This is a genomic window from Lipingzhangella rawalii (assembly GCF_031628175.1).
GTDB classification, from domain to species: Bacteria; Actinomycetota; Actinomycetes; order Streptosporangiales; family Streptosporangiaceae; genus Lipingzhangella_A; species Lipingzhangella_A rawalii.
The window spans coordinates 255912-282392 of sequence record NZ_JAVLVT010000006.1 but is presented as its reverse complement, the minus strand read 5'-3'; the positions used below and the strand labels follow the sequence as shown (position 1 = coordinate 282392).

General features: G+C 69.7%; 22 protein-coding genes. 3 read left to right on the top strand and 19 right to left on the bottom strand.

Annotation, left to right across the window (positions count from 1 at the left end; all coding sequences use genetic code 11):
- Positions 1-7 precede the first annotated feature (7 nt).
- The gene (pknB, locus tag RIF23_RS15225; protein WP_310913195.1) at positions 8-1849 is read left to right on the top strand and encodes a Stk1 family PASTA domain-containing Ser/Thr kinase; all 1842 of its coding nucleotides are present in this window, start codon (positions 8-10) and stop codon (positions 1847-1849) included.
- A 110-nt stretch (positions 1850-1959) separates the two neighbouring features.
- Positions 1960-2214: a cell division protein CrgA gene (locus tag RIF23_RS15220; RefSeq protein ID WP_310913194.1), complete on the top strand. Its 255-nt coding sequence runs from the start codon at positions 1960-1962 to the stop codon at positions 2212-2214.
- A 295-nt stretch (positions 2215-2509) separates the two neighbouring features.
- Here RIF23_RS15220 and RIF23_RS15215 read toward each other — a convergent pair whose 3' ends face one another.
- Together RIF23_RS15215 and RIF23_RS15210 are read right to left on the bottom strand one after the other, a co-directional pair.
- Positions 2510-3424 (bottom strand): rhomboid family intramembrane serine protease, encoded by a 915-nt coding sequence (locus RIF23_RS15215; protein WP_310913193.1) that lies wholly within the window; start codon positions 3422-3424, stop codon positions 2510-2512.
- A 12-nt stretch (positions 3425-3436) separates the two neighbouring features.
- The gene (locus RIF23_RS15210; protein WP_310913192.1) at positions 3437-3967 is read right to left on the bottom strand and encodes a peptidylprolyl isomerase; all 531 of its coding nucleotides are present in this window, start codon (positions 3965-3967) and stop codon (positions 3437-3439) included.
- Between the two features lie 394 nt (positions 3968-4361).
- On the opposite strand from RIF23_RS15210, the gene RIF23_RS15205 reads away from it, so the two are divergent.
- Positions 4362-4934, top strand: coding sequence for a hypothetical protein (locus RIF23_RS15205; RefSeq protein ID WP_310913191.1), 573 nt, complete (start codon positions 4362-4364; stop codon positions 4932-4934).
- Positions 4935-5051: 117 nt separating this feature from the next.
- On the opposite strand, the gene RIF23_RS15200 is transcribed toward RIF23_RS15205, so the two are convergent.
- The 17 genes from RIF23_RS15200 to RIF23_RS15120 form a co-directional block, all read right to left on the bottom strand.
- On the bottom strand, positions 5052-5873 hold the full coding sequence (locus RIF23_RS15200; protein WP_310913190.1) for a glutamate ABC transporter substrate-binding protein: 822 nt from the start codon (positions 5871-5873) through the stop codon (positions 5052-5054).
- A 12-nt stretch (positions 5874-5885) separates the two neighbouring features.
- Positions 5886-7352, bottom strand: coding sequence for a hypothetical protein (locus RIF23_RS15195; RefSeq protein WP_310913189.1), 1467 nt, complete (start codon positions 7350-7352; stop codon positions 5886-5888).
- 87 nt (positions 7353-7439) lie between these two features.
- Entirely contained in the window at positions 7440-8237 is a 798-nt protein-coding gene (locus RIF23_RS15190) for an FHA domain-containing protein (protein WP_310913188.1), read from the bottom strand.
- A gap of 14 nt (positions 8238-8251) precedes the next feature.
- Positions 8252-9559 (bottom strand): VWA domain-containing protein, encoded by a 1308-nt coding sequence (locus tag RIF23_RS15185; protein ID WP_310913187.1) that lies wholly within the window; start codon positions 9557-9559, stop codon positions 8252-8254.
- Positions 9556-10566, bottom strand: a complete 1011-nt coding sequence (locus tag RIF23_RS15180; RefSeq protein ID WP_310913186.1) for a protein phosphatase 2C domain-containing protein — start codon at positions 10564-10566, stop codon at positions 9556-9558. The genes RIF23_RS15185 and RIF23_RS15180 overlap by 4 nt, the downstream gene beginning before the upstream one ends.
- Before the next feature lies 1 nt (position 10567).
- Positions 10568-12682 (bottom strand): tetratricopeptide repeat protein, encoded by a 2115-nt coding sequence (locus tag RIF23_RS15175; protein ID WP_456085742.1) that lies wholly within the window; start codon positions 12680-12682, stop codon positions 10568-10570.
- A 419-nt stretch (positions 12683-13101) separates the two neighbouring features.
- On the bottom strand, positions 13102-14313 hold the full coding sequence (locus RIF23_RS15170) for a coiled-coil domain-containing protein (RefSeq protein WP_310913185.1): 1212 nt from the start codon (positions 14311-14313) through the stop codon (positions 13102-13104).
- 805 nt (positions 14314-15118) lie between these two features.
- Entirely contained in the window at positions 15119-15577 is a 459-nt protein-coding gene (locus RIF23_RS15165; protein ID WP_310913184.1) for a hypothetical protein, read from the bottom strand.
- Between the two features lie 321 nt (positions 15578-15898).
- Positions 15899-16876, bottom strand: coding sequence for an L-histidine N(alpha)-methyltransferase (egtD, locus tag RIF23_RS15160; RefSeq protein WP_310913183.1), 978 nt, complete (start codon positions 16874-16876; stop codon positions 15899-15901).
- A gap of 27 nt (positions 16877-16903) precedes the next feature.
- The gene (gene egtC, locus RIF23_RS15155) at positions 16904-17725 is read right to left on the bottom strand and encodes an ergothioneine biosynthesis protein EgtC (RefSeq protein ID WP_310913182.1); all 822 of its coding nucleotides are present in this window, start codon (positions 17723-17725) and stop codon (positions 16904-16906) included.
- Positions 17725-19053: an ergothioneine biosynthesis protein EgtB gene (egtB, locus tag RIF23_RS15150; protein ID WP_310913181.1), complete on the bottom strand. Its 1329-nt coding sequence runs from the start codon at positions 19051-19053 to the stop codon at positions 17725-17727. The genes egtC and egtB overlap by 1 nt, the downstream gene beginning before the upstream one ends.
- Positions 19029-20270, bottom strand: a complete 1242-nt coding sequence (gene egtA, locus RIF23_RS15145) for an ergothioneine biosynthesis glutamate--cysteine ligase EgtA (RefSeq protein ID WP_310913180.1) — start codon at positions 20268-20270, stop codon at positions 19029-19031. The genes egtB and egtA overlap by 25 nt, the downstream gene beginning before the upstream one ends.
- A gap of 456 nt (positions 20271-20726) precedes the next feature.
- Complete coding sequence (locus RIF23_RS15140; RefSeq protein WP_310913179.1) at positions 20727-22178, bottom strand: SEL1-like repeat protein; 1452 nt, start codon at positions 22176-22178, stop codon at positions 20727-20729.
- Between the two features lie 244 nt (positions 22179-22422).
- Positions 22423-24102, bottom strand: coding sequence for a sodium/solute symporter (locus RIF23_RS15135; protein ID WP_310913178.1), 1680 nt, complete (start codon positions 24100-24102; stop codon positions 22423-22425).
- On the bottom strand, positions 24099-24494 hold the full coding sequence (locus tag RIF23_RS15130) for a hypothetical protein (RefSeq protein WP_310913177.1): 396 nt from the start codon (positions 24492-24494) through the stop codon (positions 24099-24101). Before RIF23_RS15130 ends, RIF23_RS15135 begins: the two co-directional genes overlap by 4 nt.
- Positions 24491-25297 (bottom strand): LytR/AlgR family response regulator transcription factor, encoded by an 807-nt coding sequence (locus tag RIF23_RS15125; protein WP_310913176.1) that lies wholly within the window; start codon positions 25295-25297, stop codon positions 24491-24493. Before RIF23_RS15125 ends, RIF23_RS15130 begins: the two co-directional genes overlap by 4 nt.
- Positions 25294-26295, bottom strand: a complete 1002-nt coding sequence (locus tag RIF23_RS15120) for a sensor histidine kinase (RefSeq protein ID WP_310913230.1) — start codon at positions 26293-26295, stop codon at positions 25294-25296. Before RIF23_RS15120 ends, RIF23_RS15125 begins: the two co-directional genes overlap by 4 nt.
- Positions 26296-26481 lie beyond the last annotated feature (186 nt).

Below are 26481 nucleotides of genomic sequence, written 5' to 3'. Positions count from 1 at the left end.
TCAGGACATGTCTCAGCCACGGCTACTCGGTGGCCGCTACGAACTCGACGGAACGGTCGGGCGTGGAGGTATGGCCGAGGTTCATCGCGCGCGGGATCTGCGGCTGGATCGTATGGTCGCCATCAAGACGCTGCGCTCGGACCTGGCCCAGGACGAGACCTTCCAGGCGCGGTTTCGCCGCGAGGCGCAGTCCGCGGCCTCGCTGAACCACCCCTCGATCATCGCGGTGTACGACACCGGCGAGGACGAGATCGACGGCGCGAACATCCCCTACATCGTGATGGAGTACGTCGACGGACGTACGCTCCAGGAGCTGCTCAACGACGGTCGGCGGCTCCTGCCCGAGCGCACCGCCGAGATCGCCGAGGGCGTTCTGCGTGCCCTGGACTACAGTCACCGCCACAGCATCGTGCACCGGGATATCAAGCCTGCCAATGTCATGCTGACACGCCAGGCCGAGGTCAAGGTGATGGACTTCGGTATCGCGCGGTCCACGGATGACTCTCAGGCGACCATGACCCAGACGTCACAGGTCATCGGTACCGCTCAGTACCTCTCCCCGGAGCAGGCCCGGGGTGAGCGTGTGGACGCGCGTAGCGACCTCTATGCCACGGGCTGTGTCCTCTACGAACTCCTCACCGGGAGGCCGCCGTTCACGGGGGACACACCGGTGTCGATCGCCTACCAGCACGTGCGGGAGGATCCGGTTCCCCCGCGCCAGCTGGACCCGGAGGTGCCGCAGTGGCTGGAGGAGATCACACTGCGGGCCATGGCCAAGGATCCGGAGGATCGCTACCAGAGCGCCGAGCAGATGCGGGCCGACATTCAGCGGGGGATGTCGGGGATGCAGACCGAGGCCAGCACCGCGGTTATGGCGGCGGCCGGGGGAACCACGGCGCTGCCGCCGGTGCAGGACGACGACGGCGATTTCGATGAGCGTGACGAGCGCCGTGGCGGAGGTGCTGGCAAGGCTCTGCTGTGGGTGCTGTTGGCCCTGTCGGTGATCGGTGCCCTGGTCTTCCTGGGCTGGTTGCTGACGCGGGACGGTGTCGAGGAGATCGATGTTCCCGATGTGAGCGGTATGCCCGTCGCCGAGGCGGAAGCGGAGTTGGAGGACGTCGGGTTCACCAATGTCGCGGATGAGCCTCAGGAACAGCCCAGTGCGGAGGTTGCCGAGGGCAACGTCATCGAGACCGACCCCGCGGCCGGTACGGCCCAGACGGCCGAGACCGAGATCCTGCTGGTGGTCTCCACCGGCGAGGAGGAGGACGACCAGGTCGACGTGCCGGACGTTTCCGGTCAGGACCAGGACAGTGCGATGCAGACCCTGCAAGACGCCGGGCTCCAGATCGGGTCGACGAGCACGGAGGAGACCGAGGATCAGGACCCGAACACGGTACTGCGTACGAGTCCCGCCGCCGGCTCCACGGTGCAGGAGGGCACGGCGGTGAATCTGGTTCTGGCCACGGAGCCGGAAGCCGAGGAGGTTGAGGTTCCGGACCTGATCGGGCTGGAGCAGGGCGAGGCCGAACAGGAGCTCTCCGAGCTGGAGCTGGAGGCCCAGGCCCAGCCGCAGCCGGATCCGGATGCGGAACCGGGAACCGTCATCAACCAGAACCCGGGTGCGGGCAGCACGGTCGAGGAGGGCACCACCGTGCAGATTGTCGTGGCCGACGACCCCGGAAACAACGGAGACGGCAACGGCAACGGCAACGGCAACGGGAACAACGGCAATAACGGCAACGGCAATAACGGCAACGGCGAGAACGGAGACGACGGGGAGGGCGAGCACGAGGACGCTTGGCTCGGGGACGACGACTGGTTCGAGGAGTGGGCCCGCAACGGGTAGGGGCCGGTCGCCCGTGTCATCCCCTCCACCGCGAGGGGCACGGGTTGCCACGTCTGACCTAGACTGTGACGTGCCAGCCAGGCGTCGTCCACCGTCTTGGAGTACTGACCGTGCCGAAGTCCCGCAGCGACCGTAAGAAGAAGGCTGTCTACACTCCTCCGGTACAGGAGGAGGCGCCACGGGTGAGCCCTCCCTGGTTCGTGCCCGTGATGCTGGCTCCAGGTGCCCTCGGAATCCTGTGGATCGTGGTCTTCTACATCACCGGCGGGCAGATTCCCGTGCTGGACCAGCTGGGCAACTGGAACCTCCTGGTCGGCTTCGGCGGCATCATCGCTACCGTGTTGATGTCGACGCGCTGGCACTAGTCTCCGCAATGCCCTCGTCCCCGCGTGGCGGCGCGAGGAGCCTCCACACGGGGGTGTGGTGCGTTGGGCGCCGATGCGGCCGCTGGCGTCGTGCCTGGCGGCGCTCCCGTTCCCCCGCAGGGTGGCCAGCGGGTCTGTCGGGGCGTGCTGGGGTGGGCTGCCCGGCGTGGATGGGTGTTCGCCGGGAGGCTGGAAGGAAGTGTCCGCACGACACCAGCGCGGCCGAAACGACCGGCCCCGATCCCTGCATCCGCCAGGCTGGGACCTACCTCAGCCCAACTCCACAACGCGGGGCTTAGCTGACGATGAGCCAGGTTTGTGCCACGGCCAGCGCCACCAGCAGCACAGCCCATCCGGCGGCCACGGCACTGTGGAAGAGGGCCTGCCGGCGCTGGTGTCGGGGTCCGGTGTGCTGTCGGGTGCGCGGGAGGTAGCCGTAGGCCAGCGCGATCACGGCGCCGCTCGCCAGTCCTCCGATGTGGCCGGTCCAGGAGATGTTGGGCACGGTGAAGGTCAGCACGAGGTTCAGCCCCAGTAGAACCAGGACGAACCGGGTGTCCAGCCCGAGGCGGTGCCCCAGGACGAAGATGGCACCGAACAGCCCGAACAGTGCGGTGGAGGCGCCGACGGTGAGCTGCTGGGGTTCCAGCAGGTAGGTCAGTACCGAGCCACCCAGGGCGCTGAGCAGCCACAGGGCGAGAAAGCGGGGATGCCCCAGCCAGCGCTCCAACTGGGGGCCGAGGAAGTACAGGGCGAAACCGTTGACCAGGAGGTGCAGCACGCCGCCGTGCAGCAGCTCCGAGGTGAGCAGGCGGTAGTACTCGCCGTGGGCGACGCCGAATTCACCCACGACACCGAGCATGCCGAACTGTGGGACCAGCCAGCTGCTCGTGGCTCCCCAACCGTTCGAGGCCGTCCCGAGCTGGGCGAGGAAACCCAGGCCGATGAGGGTGAGCAGGGTCCAGGTGACGTACGGGGCCCGTACCTGCTTTCCACCGAATACCGTACGGGCCTGCCGAACGGTACGATTCCCCTCCGCCACACACTCCACACAGTGGAATCCGACCGCGGCTTCCCGCATGCAGTCCGGGCAGATCACCCGGTTGCATCGGGCGCAGCGGACGTAGGCCTCCCGTTGGGGATGCCGGAAGCAGGTCGGAACCTCCGCGGCGGACGGTTCCTCCGGGGTGGGGGGAGGGGAATCGCTCATCGTCGTAACGCCTCAGTCGCGCTCGATAGTGACGGACTGGATGACCACGTCCTCCAGCGGGCGGTCGGCCTGGTTCGTCGGGACCGCCTCGATGGCGTCGACGACGTCGTGTCCCTCGGTCACCTCACCGAAGATGGTGTGCCGGTCGTTGAGGTGGGCCGGCTTCGAGACGGTGATGAAGAACTGGGATCCGTTGGTGCCCGGGCCGGCGTTCGCCATGGCGAGCAGGTAGGGACGGTCGAACCGCAGGCTCGGGTCGAACTCGTCGGCGAACTCGTATCCGGGGCCGCCCCGGCCGTTGCCCAGCGGGTCTCCACCCTGGAGCATGAACCCGGAGATTACCCGGTGGAAGATCGTGCCGTCGTACAGCTTGGCCGTGGTGGTCTCCCCGGTTCGGGGGTCCCGCCACTCCCGGGTTCCCTCCGCGAGTTCGACGAAGTTCGCCACGGTCTGTGGGGCCTGCTGTGGAAAGAGCGCAAGGACGATCTCGCCCTTGGACGTGGCGAGCCGAGCGCGCAGCTGGCCGGTGGACGCGTCAGACAACGTAGGAAGACCTTTCCTGGTCATGGATTCTCAGTATCTGCGGTGTCCACGTTACCGCCGGTGCTGGACCCAGCCGGTGCTGGCCGCCTGCGGCCGCATGTCCGGTGTCGGCCGGATCCGCCTCGCGTGTCACGACATGGGGTGTTCCCGCCGCGGGAATAGTCTGAGGCCAGTTGTTCTGGATGGTGGCCACACCGTCCGGGGTGGCGGCGACGGTCCCGGGGCCCGCCAGCCGCACCATCCCGCCCGCTGGGGCGCGGTTCTTTTCGGTCGGCCCGCGATCGGGTGAGCCCCGAAGGCATAACCGGCGGGTTGATTGGAAAGGTAAAGCAGCACTGCCGTGTCCCGTTGTGATGGAGCAGCCCGAACCAATCGGAGAACCAAGGAGGTCGACGTGTCAGTCACGTTGAAGCGCCGCAGCGCCGAACCCGAGTTCGAGGCGGCGCTTGCTCGGCTGCAAGAACTCGCTCGGGAACAGGCCGAACGTCTGGGGCCCTACGCCGAGGTGGCGCGGGACAACGCGGCCCGCCGGTTCCGGCAGGCGCGGGGATGGACCGCGCCTCGTCTGGAGAACGCCGCGGAGCGTGTGGAGGACACCGTTGCTCCGCGCGTGGCTAACCTGCTCGTCCAGGCTGCGCAGAAAGTGGAGCCGGAGCCCCCGAAACGCCTCTTCCTGCGTGGCCGGCGTGCGGGAGGCCGCCGGGTGCCCAGGACCCTGATCGTTGTCGGGGTGGCCGCGGCCGGCGCCGCGGCGGTGTACGGAGTGGTGCGCATGCGTCAGTCGGCCCAGGAGGCCGAGTGGCAGGAGAGCCTGCGCCAGGCCCGCGAACAGGTCCGAGACACGGTGACCGCCAAGGCCAGGGAGGCACGCGAGACCCTGCGTGGGCAGGACTCCGAGGGCGCCGAACAGTCCACGGACGGCTCCCCGGGTGCGGCGAAGGACCACAACGGGCGGATCCCGAACTAGCCGCCGATCGAGGCGCGGGCACGATGGGTCGGCGCCACGAAGCCGGACCGCCACCGGTTCACCGGGTTTCGTGGCGCCGACCCATCGCCGTGTGCTCCGATGCGGCTGTTCCCGGTGTTACCCGCACCCCTCGAACTGGGGGACGCTGGTGACCAGGTCGAGGTCGGTCGCGCCGAACCACTCCTGCAACAGCTCGGCGGCGGTGCCGTCCTGGTACATCTGGGTGATCGCCTTGTTCACCGCCTCACAACCGGCGATGTCGTCCCGGTCGATGCCGACACCGTAGCGTTCGTCCGTGAACGGAGCGTTCACGAACCGAAACGCCTCGGGGTTTTCCTCCAGAAAACCGGCGAGAATGAGGTCGTCGGTGGACACGGCCTGCACCTGGCCCTCGGCGAGGGCGGTGTTGATGCAGTCTCCGAAGTTGTCCTCCTCCACGAGCTCGGCGTCGATCCCGCGTTCCTCGACGATGCGGGTGCCCGAGTGTGAGCCCTGGGCCTGGCAGATGCGGGTGCCCTCCAGGTCCGTGACGTCCTCCACCTCGGTGTTCTCGGCATTCACCAGGATGTCCTGATGGGCGACGTAGTAGGGGCCGGCGAAGCCGACATCCGCCTTGCGTTCCTGGGTGATGGAGTAGGTGGCGAACACGAGGTCCACGTCACCGTTGCGGATGGCGTCCTCCCGGTCGGCGGAGTCCAGCCCCACCCAGGTGATGTCGTCGGGATCGACGCCGAGCCGGTCGGCGACGTAGGTGGCGACGTCGACTTCGAAGCCCTCGAAGCTGCCACCGGTTTCCAGGCCCAGCTGGGGCTGATCGTACTTCACACCGATGGTGAGACTGTTCGCTCCCGCGACGGAGCCCGTCTCCGCGACAGCGGTGCAACCCGTGGCCGCGAGCAGCGTCATGGCCAGGGGTAGTGCGAGCGTGCGCGTGCGCATCCGGGACTCCTCTCAGCGGTACTCGGCCATACGGGACCGGGCTGCGGCGACAACCAGCCCGGCCAGCAGGAGTGTCACTGCGGGACTGGCCACGGTCCACGCGGTCAGACCGCTCTCCCCGCGGGCGATCGCGTCGTCGAACGCCTGCTGGTGCAGCTCGGTGAGCCCCTCGGCAAGGGCCGTGTCGAACTGGTTGAACGCGTAGGTGCCCTCTCCACCCCCGCTGGAGACCAGGAACTGGATGGCGCCGTGGGTATTGCCCCGCTCGGCCATGGCGCGCATGGTTTCGTCGCTGGACTGGAGCGCGGTGTAGTTCTGGAGCACGGTCAGGATCGCCGTGTCGTGCCCCTCCAGCTCGCTCGCGCCGACCTCGTCGCCCAGGAGCCCGCGCAGCTCCTGATCGACGTCCTCCTCCTCGAGGTTGGCCACACCCTCGGCAAGCGATTCGCGGTACTCCTCGAGGGTGCCCGCCGCCGAGCCGTCCTCACCGCCGATCGGAACGTCCACGATGGCCTGGGAGTTCTCCAGGAACCGCTGTTCGTAGCTGGTGGCCTGGTCGGGATTGAGGAGATACCTGCTCTGGTCGGCATGATTGACCGTGGCCATTGCGCGGGCGCGGGCCAGGGCCAGGACGGAGTCGAAGCCATCCTCCTTCGCACTCTGTAGGTGCCGCGCTTCGGACAGCAGGAATCCGCTGATGCCCACAGTCATGATGGCGGTGCCGACGGTCGCGGCCACCAGGAACGGCGAGAGCCGACGTCGGAACCGTCGACGGAGGAAGATCTGGAGCCGGATGAGGGCGGCGACCGCGACGATCCCCGCCACGGCGGCCACGATCGCGGACACCAGAACCCAGGTGTGCTTCTCCTCATAGGTGGTGCGGACGAGGGAGCCCCGGTCCAGGGCGAGGTTGTAGGCCTTGGGCAGCAGCTCCAGCCGCATCAGGTCCGCGGCCTCGTCGTAGGTTTCTCGAACCTCCTCGGGAAGCTCACCCGGCGGGTGGTCGGCCTGCTCGCTGAGCAGGATCGCCTCGGCACGCAACTGGTCATAGGTCGCGAGCCCGTCCAGAAGCTCCTGGACGGTGCGTTGCTCGGTCGGATCGTCCGCACTCAGCTGCGAGGCTTCGAGGAGCGCTTCGTTAGCCTCCGTGCGTCGCTGGTCGTAGGTCTCCAGAGCCGCTTCCCGGCCGTCACCGAGCTCGTGCTGGTCCCCGATCACCAGGATGTTGGCCACCTGGGCGTCCATGTCACTGAGGGCGTAGTAGAGGTTGGCGGTCTCCACAACCTGGGGGCCGGCGCCGTGTCCGATGGTGTGGACACCGTCCCGCGCCTGGGTCAGCCCAACGATGCTGGTCGCACATAGGCCGAGAAGCGCGAGAATGGCGGTACCGGACAGAATCTGGAGCCGCCGAACCGTGGACCTGGAGCGGAGCGGGTACCGTAGCCGCTCCCGCAGCAGGCGACGGGAGCGCGCACTCACCGCCCCGCTCCCGTCGGGGCTACCCCGGTCACTGCGGGGGCCTGTGTCGTCGGCGCTCGATTCTCGGCTGAGGACGGTGCTCAACGCTTACCCTCTCTGCATGGTGATCACGGTCCAGGCCCCGAGGTAGATCCGGTCCCCATCGGCGAGCGGGACCTCGGTGTCGGGGTCGATGGGCCCGTCCATGCCGTTGACCATGGTTCCGTTGGTGGACCCTTCGTCGCGCAGTGCCCACGAGCCGTCGGGTCGGGGCACCAGGACCGCGTGTCGGGCGGAGACCGCCGGATCTCCGGGGGGCGCCCCCAGATCGATCTCGGGTTCGATGCCGCGTGCCCGGCTGCGGCGCCCGATACGAACTTTGCTGCCGGCCAGGGGGATCCGGCGCTGGGGGAAGTACTCGGGGAAGGTCAGCTCGTTCGCGTCGATCACCTCCTGGTCAACCATCGCCTGGTAGTAGGCCGGGTCGGCCCACACGATGGCGGTCCAGGTGACCGGGGAGGGCGCCGCGTCCTGCGGGGGGGAATCCGCCTGGGTGCCGGCCGACGACGGGGGTGCTGGAGCTGCGGTGTGCGGGTGGGCAGCTGGCTGCGCCGCCGGTGGCGGAGGTCCGGTCGCGGGAGGACCGGACACGTGCGGGTCGGCGCCCGGGGTCGGACCGGCGAACGGCTGTTGCGGTGGACGGTCGGGCGCCTGGATATCGGTACCGCACTCCTCACAGAACCGGTCCAGGACCGGTGCTCCACAGCCCGGGTTGGGACACGGGACCCCAACGGGCGCGCCCTGCGGCGGGGGCAGGGGGACGCTCGGGCCGGAGGGAGCGGGGGTCATCCGGATCCCGCAGGCGTCGCAGTAGCCGTCGGTGACCGAGGAGTGCGGGCAGCTCATAGGTGGGTTCCCTCTCAGGCACTGGTGCCGCGGGCGGGGCCGATCCGTGCGGTGCGGACCGACGCGGTGTCGAGCATCATCTCCTCCTGCTCCGACACCTGCTGTTTGAGGCGCACGGTGCCGCTCGCCGCGTCGACCACGTCGACCACGCCCCCGAGCCGGGTCGTCATGTCCTCGTGTCCGGAGCTGTGCGCCAGCTCCACCGCACGTCCCAGACGATGGGTGGCCGTCTCCAGATCTCCGGCCTTGCGGGCGCGGAGCCCTTCCTGGATCGCGTTACTGAGCTCCTCCTGCCCGGTGTAGTGGGCCACACTGGGGTGGATCCGGGTCGAACGCTCCTCGTCCTCGGTCCATTCCGCAAGAATGTTGCCGCTGGCCAGGACCTGTTCCTCGGCGCCGGCGACGACCAGGCGCACCCAGCCGGCCCGCATCTCCCGGCCGGGCGTTCCCGGCGGGACCGAGATGCAGATGTGGTAGTCGCGGCTTTCATCACCCCAGGAGCCCGTTGGATAGTCGCCGGCCTGGGGCGCCGATGCCGGCTCGCTCCGGCGCTCGGTGAGGTCCTCGACGGTCGGCGCGACCTGCTTGACGTACTGCACGCTGGCGGTCTGCGGTGTCCACAGACGCAGCGCCACGTCGGCGACGGCCTTACCCATGGCCTTGCTCGTCAGTTTCCGGAAGTCCTCTTCCATGTCCTGCGGGTCGGCGATCATCTCGACCTCACCGAGCAGCGCCGAGGAGATCTTGCGCAGCTCCTCCACATTCCAGCCCACGCCCACCCCGCGGCAGTCACACACGAACAGTCCCGAGCACCGCTCCAGGGCCTGGTTCAGGACGCTGGCGGGTTCGTTGTTCTGACCGTCGGTGAGCAGAATCGCGTGTTTGATCGCGTCCGGGACCGGCTGGAACAGGGTGGCCGCCAGGTTCAGCCACTCCCCCATGGCCGTGCCGCCGTAGGCGTCCAGCTGCCCGACGGCGTCCTTGGCCTCCTGGCGGGTGGCCGCGGTGACGGTGGCGAGCTCGGTGGTGCGGGGGTAGACCATGGTGGCCCGGTCGGTGCCGGCGACGATCGCGAACTTGACCCCGTCCCGCAGGGTGTCGATCGCCGACCGTGCGGCGCGCCGCGCAGCCACGATCTCGTTCCCCATCATCGACCCGGAGGTGTCGACAATGATGACCTCAGCGGCCTCGGCTGCCGTGCCCGCCGTCAGGCTCGACCCCTTGCTGGAGGTGACACTGACGATCGCGTGTACTTCGGTCCCGTCGAGGGGGAGGTACTGGTTCTGGTCGACGTTGATGCTGAAACTGGGGGTGTCGGTCATCGTGTGGGATCTCCCTGGAGGGTCGGCCGAAGCGGGATGGGAATGACGACCACACTGATGTTGTCACGCCCACCCGCCTCGTTGGCGATGCGTGTGTAGGCCCGGGCGGCCGAGAGCGGGTCGTCCGCCGCATCCGGAACGGCAGCCGCCAACTGTTCGGCCTCCGGAAGGTAGTTCCACAGCCCGTCGCTGCACAGGACCAGCGCCCCGGGGGCGCGGGCCGTCACCGTGGTGACGTGGCCGTTGATCTCCTCGGCGTCCGCGCCGAGCCACCCCACCAGCGCCCCGGAACTGGGTGCCGCATGGGCCTCTTCCTCGCTGAGCGCGCCCTGGGCGACCATGTACTCGGCCCAGGTGTCGTCACGGGTCAGCACGGTGGACGGGGTGCTGGGATCCGCGGAGACCCAGTAGGCCCTGCTGTCGCCCACCCAGCCCACGGTGATCGCGTGTGCGGTGGGGTCGGTGCCGTTGTCTGCGGCCACGACCGCGGAGACGTAGGTGCATGCGGGGGCCTGGTTGGGGGAGTCGGCGATCTCGGCGGCGGCGCGTGCCGCCGCCGAGAGGGCCGCGCTCGTGGCGCGGTGCCCGTCGGCGTCGCTGGGGAACTCGGCCAGCAGTGTTTCCGTTCCGGCGGTTGCGGCGGCCTGGGCCGCGACCTCGGATTTCGGGGAGGACGAGACTCCGTCGCAGACCACAGCGGCAACGAGGGGCCGGTCCGGAGCCGACCGCACCGACAGCGAGTCCTGGTTGGTGCGGTAGCGGCGGCCGATATCGCAGACACCCGCGGCATAACGGCTGGCGATCTCGATGTGGTCGCCCTCCTTGGGCTGGGCCAGACCGCAGGCGACGCAGTAGCCGTCCACCACGACCTCGGAGCACCAGGCGCACTGCACCTCGGGCGCGACCTCGCCGTCCAGCCGATGCCCACATCCCTCGCAGAACGCGTCCCCGGTATGGGTGGGCTCGCTACAGCCCGGACACAGTTCGGTGGCGTTCGTACTGCTCATGTCACACCCACGTCCGAGGTCGAATGTCGTTGGCCGCGTCGACCAGCAGATGCCGGTCGGACTCCGTGTTGGTGTACCGGGCGAGCTCTCGGTAGGTCCATTCCAGATGGGTGCGTAGCCCGCGTTCGGTGAGCGGAGCGCCGGCCAGCGTTGCAGTACGGTCCGGCTTCCCCGTGGCCTGGACCCAGTCCAGGGCGGCGTGCAGCACCCGCGCGGCGAGTTGCCCCCCGGCCTGACCCCCGAGGTTCAGATAGTCGAGTTTCTCCCCCGCGGCCAGGAGCATCTGCTTGGTGACGCTGGCGTCCCCGCGGGTTCCCACCAGCGCGGAGATCGCGGCCTGCTGTGCCGCGATGTGCAGACTGGACAGCTCGGGGACGGTGTTGAGCACGCCCACGGCGCCGATCCGGTCCCCCTGGGCGAGCAGGCACCGGGCGAGCCCGAAGGCCGCACTGACGTAGGAGCGGTCCGTGTTCCACACCAGCCAGTAGTACCGGCTGGCCCGGCCGAGCTCGCCCGCGCCCTCGCAGGCCGTGGCGAGCGCCAGCTTCGGCGCCACCTCCCCGGGCAGGAAGCTGTACATGGCGTCGAAACGGTTGCGGGCATCGGCGTACTCCCCCATCCGTAGGGGGACCAGAGCGCGGTACCAGCTGACCCGCCAGTCGTGTGGTTCGTGGACCGCGGCCTCGTCCAGGCATTCCACGGCCTCCTGGCCGCGGCCGAGCTGGATCAGCGCCCGCGCCAGCATCAGGCGTGTCTCCGGAGTGTGCTGGTGGGCGGAGCGTAGGGAGACGACCAGCTGTTCGGTTCCCAGGCCGGCGAGGCCGGTGAGCATGCGTGCGGCCGGATCCTCGGCGTCGGCCAGGGGAACCGGCAGGGCCGCCGCGAACGCCTCGGCGCTGGGCGTGTGCAGAATCTCGTCGGGGTTGTCCAGGATGCCACCGGTTCCGGCGGAGAAGTGTTCGGCACTGAACAGGGTGGAGCTGCTCGGCCGGGGTTCGCCGTCGCCGAGGGCGAGGATCTCCCGGAGTACACCGGTAACCTGTTCGGCCATCTCGTCGGCGGCGTGGAATCGCTGCTGGGGATCGCGCGCGGTGGCCCGGCGCAGCAGCCGGTCGTAGGACTCGTAGCGAACCAGGAGGGGCACGGTTTCCCGCGGGGGAATCTCGTGCTGGTAGCGCCGGGTCCAGCTGAAGTTGAAGCTCAGCACGGCCATGGACCGGCCCACCGTGTACAGGTCCGCGCTGATCGTGGGGCCGGTGTTCGTCAGCTCCTCTTCGGGGACCCGGTAGCCGGGGGTCGCATACACCGCGCTCGTCTGGTCGTCGAGGTGGCGTACCCCGCCGAGATCGATCAGCTTGACCTGTTCCTCGCTCTGGATGACGTTGTCGGGTTTGAAGTCACAGAACAACAGGTCCCTGCTGTGCAGATAGCCCAGGGCGCGCAGCACTTCCAGCGAGTAGGCCAGGACCTGTTCCACCGGAAGTGTCTCGTCCCCGGTGCCGCTCTCGCGGCGCTCCACCAGCAACTGCTTGAGGGAGCGGCCGCCCACGTACTCCATGACGATGTAGGCGATCGGGATGCCGCTGGCGGGGTCGGGATGTTCGGCGACACTCCAGATCTTGACGATGTTGGGGTGGTCCACCTCGGCCAGGAACGCCCGCTCCGCCGCAGCCGCCTGGTGTGCCTCCGCGTCGCCCGTGTTCAACAGGCCCTTGAGGACAACCCACCGGTCGCTGACCTTGCGGTCCTTGGCCAGGTAGATCCAGCCCAGACCGCCGTGGGCCAGGCAGCCGAGGACCTCGTACTGGTCGTTGACGAGTTCGCCGGGTTGGAGCTTCGGGGTGAACGAGTAGGGGGTTCCGCACTTGCTACAGAAGCCCTCCGTGCGTCCCGGCCGTCCGTTGCGGGACTGGCCGACCGCGGCACCGCAGCTTCCGCAGCTGCGGTTCTTCTCCGGAACGACCGGGTCCTGCATGATCGCTTCGGAGGGGTCCTTGTAGGGGACCGGCGGCACGTAGACCAGCCCGGCCCCCAGCGCGCCGCGCGCCGAGGACCCGGTGCGGGTGGACACACGTCCGGAGGGACTGGCCCCGGACATGGCGGACCCGGCGGACATGCCCCAGGAGGGGCGGGAGAGGGCCGCGGACCGGGAGGGCCGGGAGAGGGCCGCGGATCGGGAGGGTCGAGAAGGCCGAGAAGGCCGGGAGGGCCGGGAGGGTTGGGAGCGGCCGGAAGCGGAGCCTGGTGTGTGGGGCGCCGAGGGTGACTCTGGCGGGGAGGGGGTGCTTGGCGGCATTCCGCACACGACGCAGAAGCCGTCCTGGACGGCACCGGAGCAGCCGGGTTCGGTGCACGACACCGCGGATCCCCCCGTGGTCGCGGCCCCGGATCCGGCCGCGGGCGGAGCCGCTGCGGGGGCAGGTGTGGGGGTCGGTGTGGGAGGCGGTGTCTGTGGTGCTGCGGCCGGTGCCATACCGCAGGTCATACAGAAGCCGTCCTGGACAGTGCCGGAGCAGCCCGGCTCGGTGCATACGCTCATCCGCTCGTTCCACCGTTCTCGTATCCCTGGATTGCCCGCTGGTAGCGCGCGAGGATCACCGTGGCCGTCCGAAGGTCGCTCGGTGCGGTCCACAGCAGGTTCCGGGCCTGCCGGTACATGTGGGTCAGTTCCGGGTCCTCCGCCTGGCCCAGGCGGCTGGCTTTCATCCGGTAGGCGTCGAGTCGTCCCCGCAATTCGGCGCGGCGTTCCAGGAGCCCCCGGATGGATTCGTCGAGTTGCGTCAGGCGCGCACGTTCGGTTCGGGCCGCGGATTCCAGCTCGCTGATCCGGCGGGCCAGGCGCTGCCATGACCCGGCGGACCGCAGCTCCTCCACCTCCGCCAGGCCCGCCCGCAGGTGTGGGGCCGGGTCGGGAACATCCTGGGGTGGCGGGTCATACACGCGGGCCTGCACGTGGGCGCGGAGTTCCTGTGTGCGGCTCGTTGCCGTGGCTACCTCGTCGATGGCGGCGCGCAGCTCTGCGATGCGGTGCTCGTGGTTGTCGCGGAGGTGTTCCACGTGGGCGAGCTCGTCGCGCAGTGCGGTGATGTCGGCGAGGGCCCGGTCCAGGCGGGAGGTGTCGACCGCCTCGCCGCTGCTTGTCGTTGCCAGGGCCAGCGGGTCGCCGCGAACGAGTTCCTCGACCGCGGCGACTTCGTCCCCGATCCGTTCGTGTTCGGGATGACGGATTTCGAGGGGGATGATGGCCGCGTCCAGTTCCGCCTTGGCCTGGGTGAGCTCGTGCAGTCGGGGTAGCAGGATCTTCCAGGCGGCGTCGGCGGCGGCCACCATGGCGGCTGCGGCGTCGTAGGCGGCGGTCATCGCCGAGACCGCCTCGGCGAGGGTGAACGTGTCGGTTCCGGAGTCCAGCAGGGAACCTTCGGCCAGGTTCTGCTCGCGGGGCAGCACGATCGATGGACCGGACAGCAGCCGGGTCAGCTCCTCCAGATCGGCTGCGCTCGGACGGCTGCGCGCTGCCCGGAGCTGCTCGGCATCGTTGATGACGCCCTCGTAGGCGTAGTACATCCGCCACAACTGGGAGATGTGGTCCTGGGCTGTGGCCCAGCGCTGTTGGGTCACGCCACTCAGCTCAGCACCCTGGAGGAACTGGTGCCCGACATTGTTCTCGAGCTCCACCAGGTTCAGCGAGATCCGTTCTCGCTCCTCCTGCACCCTGGCGAGTGTGCGGTCCACCTCGTCCCGGCTCATTGGTGACCCGCTCGTTTCCCGGGAACTGCTCATCACCGAACGCATCACCCTACGTCTCGTGGTCGTGACCCGACGTGGACCAGCGAAACGCTCAATCTGGCCTCGGCTCGAGTGTTTCCGGTCGCGGCACCTCCCACAAGGGGCGGACTGATCTTCGGCCGGGTCCGGCCATGGGGGAGGGGGCGGGTCCGTGCATCACATCATGGTAATTGGCGTGCGTTTTCGGAGAAACGGGGGATTGGGTGCGCAGAGCCGGCAGGACCGGCAGGGCAGGCTGGGGCCATCCGGCCCGGCGGCACACCCCAGCACACCCCGCTCCCCCGCACCGCCACCCCCACCGCTGGCTGCCGCGCGGGGAACAGTCCCGGCCGCGACGGCGCGCCCCCATAACCAAGCACCGCCACCCAGGACATCCGCGGGCGGGGGCCACGCCCCGCCGTAACCACGCTCCGCTGGCCGTCGTGCGGGGGAGCGCCCCCAGGGCGCGACGCCGCCGGCGGCCGACACGGCGCGTGCGGGTAACCGGCCACCGTCACCACAGTCTCCCCGGGGGTGCTTCTATGGGTTTGTCAAGCCGCGAGAGCGGTGGGCGGTTGGTAGAAGGTGCCGTCGCGCAGCATCGCGAACAGCACGTCGCAGCGTCTGCGTGCCAGGCAGAGTAGGGCCTGGTTATGGCGGGTGGTTGTTGGTGAGGGGGGCGGCGGCGGTCTCGATTGAGAGGCGTCGTTCGCGGCACCGGGAGGGACCGACATGCCGTGCTACGCACACAACCCGGTGCTCCGTATCCACAGAACCAACGAAAAGCTCAGTAGATGCCGCATCCCCGCAGCCCCAGTCGCTGTATTCTGCGAACCGGTGGATTCGGACGGGTCGCCCGCGTAGGAACGGCCCGTGGAGTACACCCAGGGCTGGAACGGCTCGACACACTGGCGAAGGGACTCATCACATGCTGCTGCCCGAGTTGACGGTACAGGCTACCGGAGAACTGAGCCCTGACCAGCTGCAGTGGCTCCGCGACACGCTCCAGCTCACCGAAGGAAGCCGCACCGAGCCCTACGGGCCCAAGAGCAGCATCGCGCACCGCACCTTCCACGATCCCAGTGGGACTCGGCTCGTCCTTGACCTGGCCCGCATCGACGAGTCGAACTGGGTCCTGACCCTGCTGTTTGAGCAGGGCAGCGATCGCCCCTCCAGCGCCCTCGTCGAACAGCACCGCAGCCAGCTCCGGGACCTCGTGGCCCAGCTCGGTCTGGAACTGGTCCAAGTGATCCCGCCGGCCACCGCCGAGGAGGTTGCCGACCCCCCGCCCAGCACCTCCGAGGAGCCCACCCGGGTGACCTCATGGGAGCTGCCCTTCACCGAGCTGGACCAGATGTGGCGGGGTGGGGGGGTGGGGGCCGAGAGTGCCCTGCCGGGCCGGATGGATGATCCTGCGCACGACGGCCAGCGGGATCGGGGGCGGGGCCGACGTCGCCAGACCAGGCCCAACCTCGCTCCCACCCCAAGAAGCAGAGCCCAGTTGTATGAGGCCAGAGCCGCAGGGTGTGTCCCGGGCAGCCCGGCCCGGGACACACGCTGCGGCTCCTCAGGCCCCACCGTCCACGGGACGAGCCAGCACCAGCGCGAAGTCCCCGTCCGGGTCGGTCCACCAGCCGGTGACCGAGAAACCGGAACCGGCCAGCTCCGTGCGAATCCCCTCCGGGCGGAACTTCGCCGAGATTTCCGTGCACAGCTCCTCCCCGGCAGCGAAGTCCACGCTCATGTCCACGGCCGGGATCGTCACATGCTGGGGCCGGTGGGCGCGCAGCCGAATGTCCACCCACTCGGCCACCGGGTTCCACCGCGCCACGTGGGTGAACTCCTCCGGCACGAAGTTCGCCTCCAGCTCACGGTTCACCACCCGCAGAACATTACGGTTGAACTCCGCGGTGACGCCGTCCGGATCGTCGTAGGCCCGCACGAGCCGTTCGGGGGACTTCACCAGGTCCAGTCCCAACAGCACCTGGTCGGTGGGCCCCATGACGCCCCGGAGTCGACTCAGGAAGGCGTGCCGCTGTTGCGGAGTCTGGTTCCCCAGGGTGGAGCCGAGCAGCGCCAATAGTCGCGCTTCGGAGGCAGGGGTGGGATGGGGGGTGTGGTCGAAGTCGGCGACGACAGCGCGGACGTCCAGATCCGGATAGTCCTCGGCGATCCCGGCTGCGGCCCGCTCCAGAAAGGGCCCGCTGACATCCAGCGGTGTGTATCGACGCAGGCTGCCCGAGCCTGAGAGTGCGTCCAGCAGCATGCGGGTCTTCACGGCCGCACCAGCACCGAGTTCCACGAGCTCCACCGCCTGAGCCGCGCGGGCGATCTCGGTGACATGGTGCCGCAGCAGCTCCCGCTCCACGCGAGAGAGGTAGTAGTCGTCGAGTTCGGTAATGCGTTCGAACAGGGCACTGCCCCGGTCGTCGTAGAACCATTTGGGAGGCAGCTGCTTGGGTTCGGACCGCAGCCCAAGCTGGACATCCGAGCGCAGCGCCTTGTCCAGGTCGTCCGGCGTAACGCGATACTCGACACGGAGCATGTGGGGCCTTTCGCAGAGCTGGGCCGTTCAGGCCAAGTCGTGGATGGTGATGTCGTATGCGGGGTGGGGCATGTCGGTGGCCGGACGTGCGGGGGGAGAGCCGACCGGGCCAACGGCCGCATCCGCCGGATCGTCGGGGGCGCGGGAACGGACCGTAACCAGGCTGCCGTCCGGGACTGAGGTCCAGCGGGTGTCGTCGTCCAGGGGCTCGGAGGCGAGCAGGACCCAGGTCGGCGCGTGTTGGAGGAACAGGGAGTCCCCCGCCGCCGTGGCCGCCAGCTGTCGCCCGTCAGTGGCCAGGAGGTTGTACCGGCCCGAGGTGATCGCACGGCACTGGTCGACCACCGCGGCCAGGGCCTCCGGCAGGGATGTTCCGTCCCGCCACAATCGCAGCGCCCGGCCGAACAGGGCCGCAGAGTCCACGGGAGCGCGCGCGTCCATGGCATCGACGGGAATGGGACGGTTCAGCGTGTCGTCGACCGCCGCGTAGTCGGAGACGGCACCGTTGTGGCTGAACAGCAACCGCTGCGCGCGGAACGGCTGCGCGCAGGACTCGTCACTGCCGAATCCTGGGGTGGCATCCCGAACCGCGGCGAGCACGCACCCCGAGCGCAGCGTGGTCGCCACCTCGGCGAAAGACGTGTCCGCCCACATCGGCATGGCGCGCCGGTACCGCAGCGGCTCGGCGCCAGCCTCCGGGTACCAGCCGACCCCGAAACCGTCCGCGTTGACGGTGCCGTGCCGCTGGTACCGGGGCGCGAAGGACTGCTGGTACAAGCTGTGCCCGGACGCGTACAGCAGTTCGTGCAGGGATGCCGGTGGCCCCAGATAGACGAGATGCCGACACATCAGTCCAGCTCCGCGTCCCGAGCGCACCGGAACCCGGCGAAGATCTGCCGGCGCACCGGGTAGTCCCAGTTCCGGAAGGTTGCCCGCGCGGCTGTGGGGTGGGTAGCCCAGGAGCCACCACGCAGCACCTTGTACTCGGAGCCGAAGAACACCTCGGAGTACTCGCGGTACGGGTAGGCGGTGAACCCCGGATATCCGGTAAAGTCGCTCGCGGTCCACTCCCACACGTCCCCCAACAGTTGCAACGCCCCGCAGGGGGCCGCGCCGGCGACGCTGGGTGCGGCCGGCCGCGGCGCCAGGTGTCGCTGCCCGAGGTTGGCTCGGGTCTCGTCGGGAGGGGTCGATCCCCAGGGGTGGTAGCGGCTGGAACCGGTGACCGGGTCGTGGCGCGCCGCCTTCTCCCACTCGGCCTCCGTGGGCAGTCGCTTTCCGGCCCAGGTGGCGTAGGCTTCGGCCTCGTACCAGCTGACGTGCTGCACCGGTTCGTCCGGGGGCACCGGCTCCATCCGGCCGAACCGGCGGCGCCACCAGTGTCCGGCGTCCCTGGTCCAGAACGCGGGCGCATCCACCCCCCGACGCAGGCGCCACTGCCAGCCCGCGCTGCTCCACCACCGCTGGTCCGCGTAGCCGCCGTCGGCGAGGAAGTCCTGGAAGGCGGCGTTGGTCACCGGCACGGTGTCCAGCCAGAACGCCGGCAGGTCCACGGTGTGGGCCGGGCGTTCGTTGTCGTAGGCGGCCGGGTCGCCGCTGGTGCCCATGGTGAACGGGCCCGCGGGCACGAAGACTTCCGCGGGTAGCTCCCGCGGGCGCTCGGGCTCCGCGATGCGGTAGGCCGGCGCGGACTCGGTGAGGACAGGGGCGCCCTCGCGCAGTTGCAGTGTCGCGAGCATGGTCTCGTCGTGCTGGTGCTCGTGTTGAACCACCATGTGGAAAACCAGCCCGCCGGCGAGCAGGGGCGTACCGTCCAACCGCAGGGTGTCCAGGCTGTCCAGGACCCGCCTGCGCACGTGGTCGTTGTAGGTTCGCGCCTCCGTCGGCGACAACAGGGGAAGTTCGGTGCGTTCGGATCGCGGGTTCTCGAAGGCATCGTAGAGGTGGTCGATGTCGGGGCGGAGGGCCTCCTGGCCGGCGGCGGCACGCAGCAGCCACTGCTCCTCGTAATTACCGACGTGCGCCAGGTCCCACACCAGAGGCGACATCAGCGGAGAGTGCTGTGTGGTCAGCTCGCGTTCGTCGAGCAACTCGACGGTGAGGGCGTTGCTGCGCTCGCGGGCCGCGGTGAGCTCGGCTGCAAACCGGTCCTTCAACTGGGCTGCGGGCTGGGACATGGGGTTCCTCGCTGTCCTGACAGTGCTCGCTGTTGGAGATGTTCGTCGGCCGGGCAGCGCCCCGGGTCCACGAACCGTTCGGTGTAGGCATCGACCAGGGACGCGAGGGTTGCCGCGCCCGCCCGGTGCAGGGCCGCCCGCGTGGCCTCGAAACAGGCGCGGGCACAGGCGGCGATGTGCGGGTCGTGCAGCGCGTCTCGGCAGGCGCGCAGCCACAGGTGGTCGCTTCGGCCGGTCCGGGCGAGCCGTTCGGTGGCGGCCCGGGCGGTATCCGCGGCGATCGGGTCGTCCACAAGTGCACTGACCACGGCAAGTGGCACGGGCCACCAGGCTCGCGGTGGCGCGTCGATCACGCGCAGCTCGAACCAGCCGCGCGGCCGGACCGGAGGAAAAAGGGTGCTCAGATGAAAGGAGAGGTCCTCCTGAGTCGGGTGCCGGTGACGGTCGCTGCTGAGCCAGTCCCGAAACCGCAACCCCGGATTGACCTGCCAGGGGCGGTGGGTTTCCCGGATGGCCAGCAACCGCGCGTCCAGCGCGTAGCGCGCCCACGCGGCACGTGGATCCGGCCCGGCGACCGGCCGGGTTCGGGTCGCATCGATGGTGGCCCACACCAGCTGGCGGGCCGAACGCCACCCGGTGGGCTGTCCGCGCCACACCGCGGAATTGGCGAAGGCCGCGATGAGTACCGGGGTGAGCTGGTGCAGGAGCGACCAGCGGCGCCGCAGATCGGCGGGGTTGGCACCGATGTCCACACACACCTGCATGGAGGCGGTGGCGCACATCATGGTTCGCCCCGCGGCGCCGTCCCGGTCGAAGTACCGTTCCATGGCCCGGTAGCGGGGGCGGGACAGCTGACGTGCGGGCAGGCGCGCGGGGTGGAGTCCACCCCCGTGGAGACGCAGGCCGGCCTCGCCAAGGTGGGCCTCGACGGCGGCCAGATCGGCGCTGAGGGCGGCGTGGGTGGCGGAGGCATCCGGGTGGGGCAGCGAGCTGAGCTCCAGCTGTCCTCCGGGTTCGTAGGTGAGGGTACTGCCGGCGGGCGGGGGGTCGACTCCGGTGAGGGCGCGAGCTAATCGATGCAGGGGGACGGGCTCGGCGGGCTGGTGGCGGTCGACAACGTGCCATTCCAGCTCGCAGCCGACCCGACCGGGGGGTCCGGTCTTGAAGCAGATTCCGGTGACGTACTCGTGCACGTCGTCCTCGGTGAGCCGAACCATCGTCCCTCCCCGGCCATACGGCACCACTCCAGTCAGCACCCACAGGCACGGTTCCCGGAGAGATACGTGTCCCAAACCCCACCGTGCACAGGAGGCCGCCGTGTTGCCGGGATGCCTCCACCGGGGACCCGCTCGCCGTCGCGCGGCGCCGCCGACGGCCGAGACGGCGCCTACGGTCAACCGGGCACCAGGGCCACGCGCCCCTCGAGGAGCCCGCCCCGGCCCCGGGCCTGGCCCACCCTCCTGCCACATCCCCCGACCGTGGGCATGGGCACTGGGAGGGCTCGCGCCTCACACCACGGCCGACCCGGCCGGACGTGCGGCGCTCCACGGTCCGGCACGACCTGCCCCGACGCGGGACCACAGCCACAATCGCCGACCTCCAACGACCACCACGGCAACCGATGCCGAGGTGACTCGCCGGGCGGGCGCGTGGGCGGGCGCGCCCGTACGGGCTCACCTGTCCCCTGGTGGCGCCTCCGCCTCGGACGCACCGCCGCCGGTTCCGGCCGCGGCCGCACGTTCGGCCTCCTCGGCCCGCTGTGCCCACGCGTCTGCCTCGTCCGGGTTTCCGGTCTGCTGGTGATACCAGGCCAGTCCACGCATCGCGACCGAGCTTCCGTGCTCGGCGGCCCGCCGCCACCACGCCTCACCTTCGGGGGTAGGACCATCCTGGGTGAGTAGTGTTCCGAGATTCGCCATGGAGCCGACCTCGCCGTGCTCGGCGGCGGCCAGCCACCATCCCGCTGCCTCGTCTGTGCGCCCGTGACGCGCACACAGGGCACCGAGGTAGGCCATAGCGGCCACGTCGCCGACGTCAGCGGCCTTGCGGTAGTACTGTTCCGCCTCACCGAGCCGCCCGGTCTGTTCGTACAGCAGAGCGAGACAGGTCATGCCATAGCCGTACCCGGCGGCGGCAGCCCGCTGGAGGTGGGCCTCCGCCTCGGCGACGTAGCCCTGCATGGCGAACGTGGTACCGAGCTCGGTGAGCGCCGCCGGGTCACCGTTGGCCGCCGACTGGGCCAGCGCGTCTCCGGGATCCTCGGCCGCCGGTTCCTCGTCGTGGTGCAGCTGGGGCTTATTGCCGACCTCCGTGTTGTCCACCTGGAGGGCGAAGTTCCACCAACTTTCGGCCTCGTGTTCCCTACCGGTATCGGCCAGAACCGCTCCCAGGCTGGTCATGGCCTCGACATCGCCGGATTCGGCGGCCTTGCGGAACAGGGCTTCCGCCTCGTCCATGCGGCCCGTGCGGTGGCACAGGGTCCCCAGACGCCGGGTGGCCGAGACGTGTCCCTCGGCCACGGCGCGCACCCAGCACTCCTCGGCCTCCGCCTCCCGGCCCGTGCGCTCACACAGCAGGCCGAGGTTGTAGCGGGCGGGGGTGTGCCCGCTCTCGGCAGCCGCGCGCCACCAGGGCTCGGCCTCCGCCTCCCGACCCGTGCGGGCGTACAGGTAGGCCAGACTGTGCATCGCCAGTACGTGCCCGGCAGTGGCGGCGCGGTACCAGGCCTCGGCGGCGTCGGCGATGCGCTCGTTGTGGAAGTCGCCCATGCCCACCAGGAAGTCCTCATCCAGCCGGCGAGGGTCCTGCTCGGCGAGGGTGGCCGGGTTGCCGGTGAGGCGTTGCGCCCGCTGCCGAACCTCCTCGGGGGTGGCGGAGGTCCGCATCGCGTGACTGAGTTCGTCGAGCAGGGAACGCACGTGCAGATGCTCCGTCCCGTAGAGGCCCCGTAACTCCGCGAGAACCTCCGCCGCCAGAATTCCCAGCTCCAGCTCGGCACCCTGTTCCCGCAGCCGCCGGATCCGGGCCAGTAGCTCGGTCGCGTACCCGGTCTGCGTGGTCGGTGTGGCGTCCGACTCCGCCGCGTGTGTGGACGGTGTGCCGTCCGGCACCTCGGGCTCTGGCATCGAAACGGCCCCTCTCAGAGCGGAACAACGGGAGGCTGGTCTGGTTTCGCGGGGTGGTGGACCGGTCGACCCCCGCTGCCGGGTTCATGGGCGCATGCGCACATTATGACGATCGCCGGATACACCGCGCGCACCCCGTCGTCGGTATTCGACTCCCCCATGTCGCACCTTTCGTATCCCCGTTGGTTGTGCAGGGCATTCCCGCGCGCGAGTGCGGGCGCCGCCCCAGACGCCCGCACCGTGCTCACCCGGACTCCGGACCGGGATGTCGCGGGGTGTGCAGCCGCAGCACCGCGTGCTCGGACCAGTCCGGCGCCCGCCCGACGAGCGAGCCCAGGATCATCGTGGCGAACGCCAGCGGTACGGTCCAGGCCGCCGGCTGCGCCAGCAGCATCGCTGCCCAGCCCGGGCTCGGGTCCAGTACCAGTGCGGTGGACACGGCACCCGTCGCGGTCACCGCGCCCACCACGAGACCGGCACTGGCCCCGACCACGGTGAGACGCCGCCACCAGATCCCCAACACGAGCAGGGGACAGAAGGTGGATGCCGCCACCGCGAACGCCCAACCAACGAGGACGTTGATGTCCAGGCGTGCCGTGGGGAGGGCCAACAGTACCGCCAGCAGGGCGCCCACGACCACGGCCAGCCGCAGCCGCGGCACACTTCCGCTGAACAGGTCATGGGACAGTCCCCCGGCCAGCGCGAGCAGGAGACCGGACGAGGTGGACAGAAAGGCTCCGAATGCTCCGGCAGCCACGAGCGCGGTGAGCACGACGCCAGGGGATCCTGGGACCGCCTGTGCCGGTAGGGCTACAGCGACCGTGTCGGTGGCCTCGGTCAGCACCAGCTGCGGGGTCAGCACCCGGCCCAGCAGCCCGTACACCGCCGGGAACAGGTAGAACACCCCCAGCAGGGCGATCACCCCCACAGCGACCCGGCGCGCCGTGCGGGCCGTGGGGCTGGTGTGGAACCGCATGACGACGTGCGGCAGCCCCATGCATCCCAGGGTCAACGCCATCAGGGTGGACCAGGTGCCGACCAGGGGGTGTCCACCGTCGATATCGAGCAGGGGCGTGCTCCACTGCTCCCCGCCCAGGTCGGGCAGCCCCTGGGGATGCGGCACGGCAGCGCCGGCGGGAAAGACCCGTTGTTCGTCCCCGGCGACCGTGTGGCTGCCCGGCTCCAGACGGTGGGGCTGGCCCTGGCCGTCCCGCACCGTCGTCGGTTCGTGCACCACGAATGTGGTGTCCACGGTGAACTCCACCACCGTGGTCTGTTCGAACACGGTTCCCGGTTCCGGGTGCAGGGCCTCGGTTCGGGTGTCGGTGCCCGCCTGCACGATCAGGTACACGGCGGGCACCGCGATGAACGTGAGTTTCAGGACGTAGTGGAAGGCCTGCACGTAGGTGGCCGACCGCATTCCGCCCGCCGCGATGGAGGCACTGACGACGAGTCCGGCAAGGACGACCCCCACCCAGTACGGTGTGCCGCTGACCAGCTGGAACACCACACCGGCACCTTTGAACTGGGGAACCAGGTACAGCAGCATGATCACGAGGACGATGCAGCCGCACAGCTTGCGGATGCGGGAGGTTCCCAGGCGGTACTCGGCGAAGTCCGGAACCGTGTAGGCACCGGAGCGGCGCATCGGCCCCGCCACGAGCGCCGCGACCGCGACATATCCGGCGGTGAACCCCACGGCGTACCACAGGGTCCCGAGGCCGTTCTTCAGCAGCAGGCCGGCCAGCCCGAGAATGGAGGCGGCCGAGAGGTACTCTCCGGCGATCGCCATCGCGTTGTATCCAGGCCCGACCTGGCGGGAGGCGATCAGGAAGTCCGGGGTGCTGCGGGCGGCGCGCACGCCGTACACCCCGATGGCGAGGCTGGCGAGGACCACCAGCCCGATCGCGAGTACGGCCGTCACGGCCCGGCCCCACCCGGATCCCCGGGCACGGCTCCGCCGGGTCCGGCGGTGCGCTCGATCCGTTCGGCCGCGCGGACGTGCCACATGGCCAGGGTCACCAGCACGGGGTATGCCACCACTCCGACGAGCAGCCAGGACAGGGGGAACTGCGCCACCCGCAGCTCCCCCAACGCCGGGACGAAGGCCACCAGCCCGCTCAGTCCGAAGAGCACCAGCGCGAGCAGTAGCATGCTGCCCACGGCCCGTCGACGTTGCGCGAGGAAGACCAGCCGGGCGCGCTCCGTATCGGCGGGGGCCGGGACCCGCAGGAGGTGTTGACCGCCGCGATGCCGACGGGCCAACGCGATCCGCGTCTGTGGGCTGGTGACCCGTGTGCGTCGCTGTGCCGTCACTCCTCCCCCCGGGGCCTGGACGCTGTGGATCCCCCGGTTCCACGCGTCATGGGGTGGCTCTCGCGGGCGGCGGCCAACAGCCGCTCCTTCAGGGCCCGCGTGTGCCGACGGCTGACCGGAACGTCCCCGGCGGGAGTCACCGCGACCAGGCCGGCCGAGTTCGTCACCCGCAGGTCACGGACCCAGGGCACCGCGACCAGATAACCGCGGTGGGTGCGGGTGAACCCGGCCGACGCCCAGATGTCCTCCAGGTAGGACAGCGACAGCCGGATCAGGTGGGAGTCCTCGGCTGTACACAGTCGCACATAGTCTCCCTGGGCCTCGACGAACTGGATGTCGTCCCGGCGCACGAACACGGTACGCCGGCCGACCTCGATCTGGACCACGTCGAGCTCGTCGTCCGGATCGGGGACGGGGTCGGGCCGCCGCAGGGCAAGAATGCGAGAAACCGCCTCGGCCAGACGTTCCGCACGGATCGGTTTCAACAGGTAGTCCACGGCCCCGACCCCGAAAGCGTCCACGGCGTGGGCCTCGGAGGCGGTGACGAACACGATGGCGGGCGGGCGAGCCAGGTTACTGAGGACACGGGCGACGTCCATCCCGTCCAACCCGGGCATCAGAATGTCCAGGAAAGCCGCGTGGAACTCGTGGGTACCGAGCAGGCGTACCGCATCGGCACCGGTCGCAGCCGTGGTCACGTCAACGATTTCGGGCATGGAACGCAGTAGCCCGGCTAGCTCCTCCCGGGTTCCGGTCTCGTCCTCCACGACGAGACAGCGCAGTGTCGGGCCTGTCGAACTCACGAGGCAACCACCCCCCGCATATACCGCGGAACCCGAATCATAACCTTCGTCCCACTGTCCGGCGCGGTCTCGATGACCAGGCCGTATTCGGGACCGTAGACAGTGCGCAGCCGCTGGTCGACGTTGGCGAGCCCCACCCCGCGGGCCGCGGGGCCGGTACCGGCGAGGATGGCGCGTGCCAGTTCCGGGTCCATGCCGACACCGTCGTCCTCGACCTCGATCACACACAGCGGCCCCTCGCCGTATCCGGACACGGCGATGGTTCCCGGTTCGGTCTTCGGTTCCAGCCCGTGCCGAATCGCGTTCTCGACGATCGGCTGCACCACCAGGAACGGAACCGCGACCGGCAGAACCTCGGGTGCCATCCGCACGGTTACGTTCAGCCGTTCGGGGAACCGGGCGCGCTGGAGCTCCAGATAGGTCTGGATGGCCTGGAGCTCCGTGGCCACAGTGACATAGTCACCTTCGACGGAGAAGCTGTAGCGGAGATAGTCGGCGAAGTCGCTGAGGAGCTGTCGGGCCTGGTCCGGATCGGTATGAATGAGTGCGGCGATCGCGGCGAGCGCGTTGTGCACGAAATGGGGAGAGATCTGGGCCCGCAGGGTGCGCAGGTCCGCGGCCGCGATCCGGTCTCGCGTCCTGCGTAGTGCGGCGTGGTCCAGGGATTCTGCCACAAGGCCGGCCGCGCTCTCCAGCTCCGTTGCGGAGACGTCCCCGCAGGCCACAAGGCATCCGGCGAGTTCGTCCGCGACGAGAAGGGGAACGGCACACAACGGCGGCTGCCGCACGGTGCGGCCGTGCCCGTAGACGCGGGCGAGCAGGGCGGGAACGTCCGCATCGGCCGGAAGGGTGCCGTGCTGGGCCACGGGACCGTCCAGATCGGCGAGTACGAGCGCGTCCAGGGCGAGAATGCGGCACAGTCGGCGCGCCGCCCCTGCGGCCTGTCGGCCGTGGAGGCCGTCCTGGAGGTCGGCGTCGATCGCCTGGGCCTGACGCAGCAGGGTGACGGCGTTGTCGCGTTTCGGGGTGCGCGCGCTGTACCAGTCCGGCCAGGTGAGCCGCATGGGCAGTAGGGCGCGGCGTAGGTGCTGCCACCAGCCGTTCGACACGGCCTCACGGTATCGCAGCCGCTCGCGGGGCCCGGGGTCCGGAACCATCCGCATCCACGGAGCAGCTGGACAGGG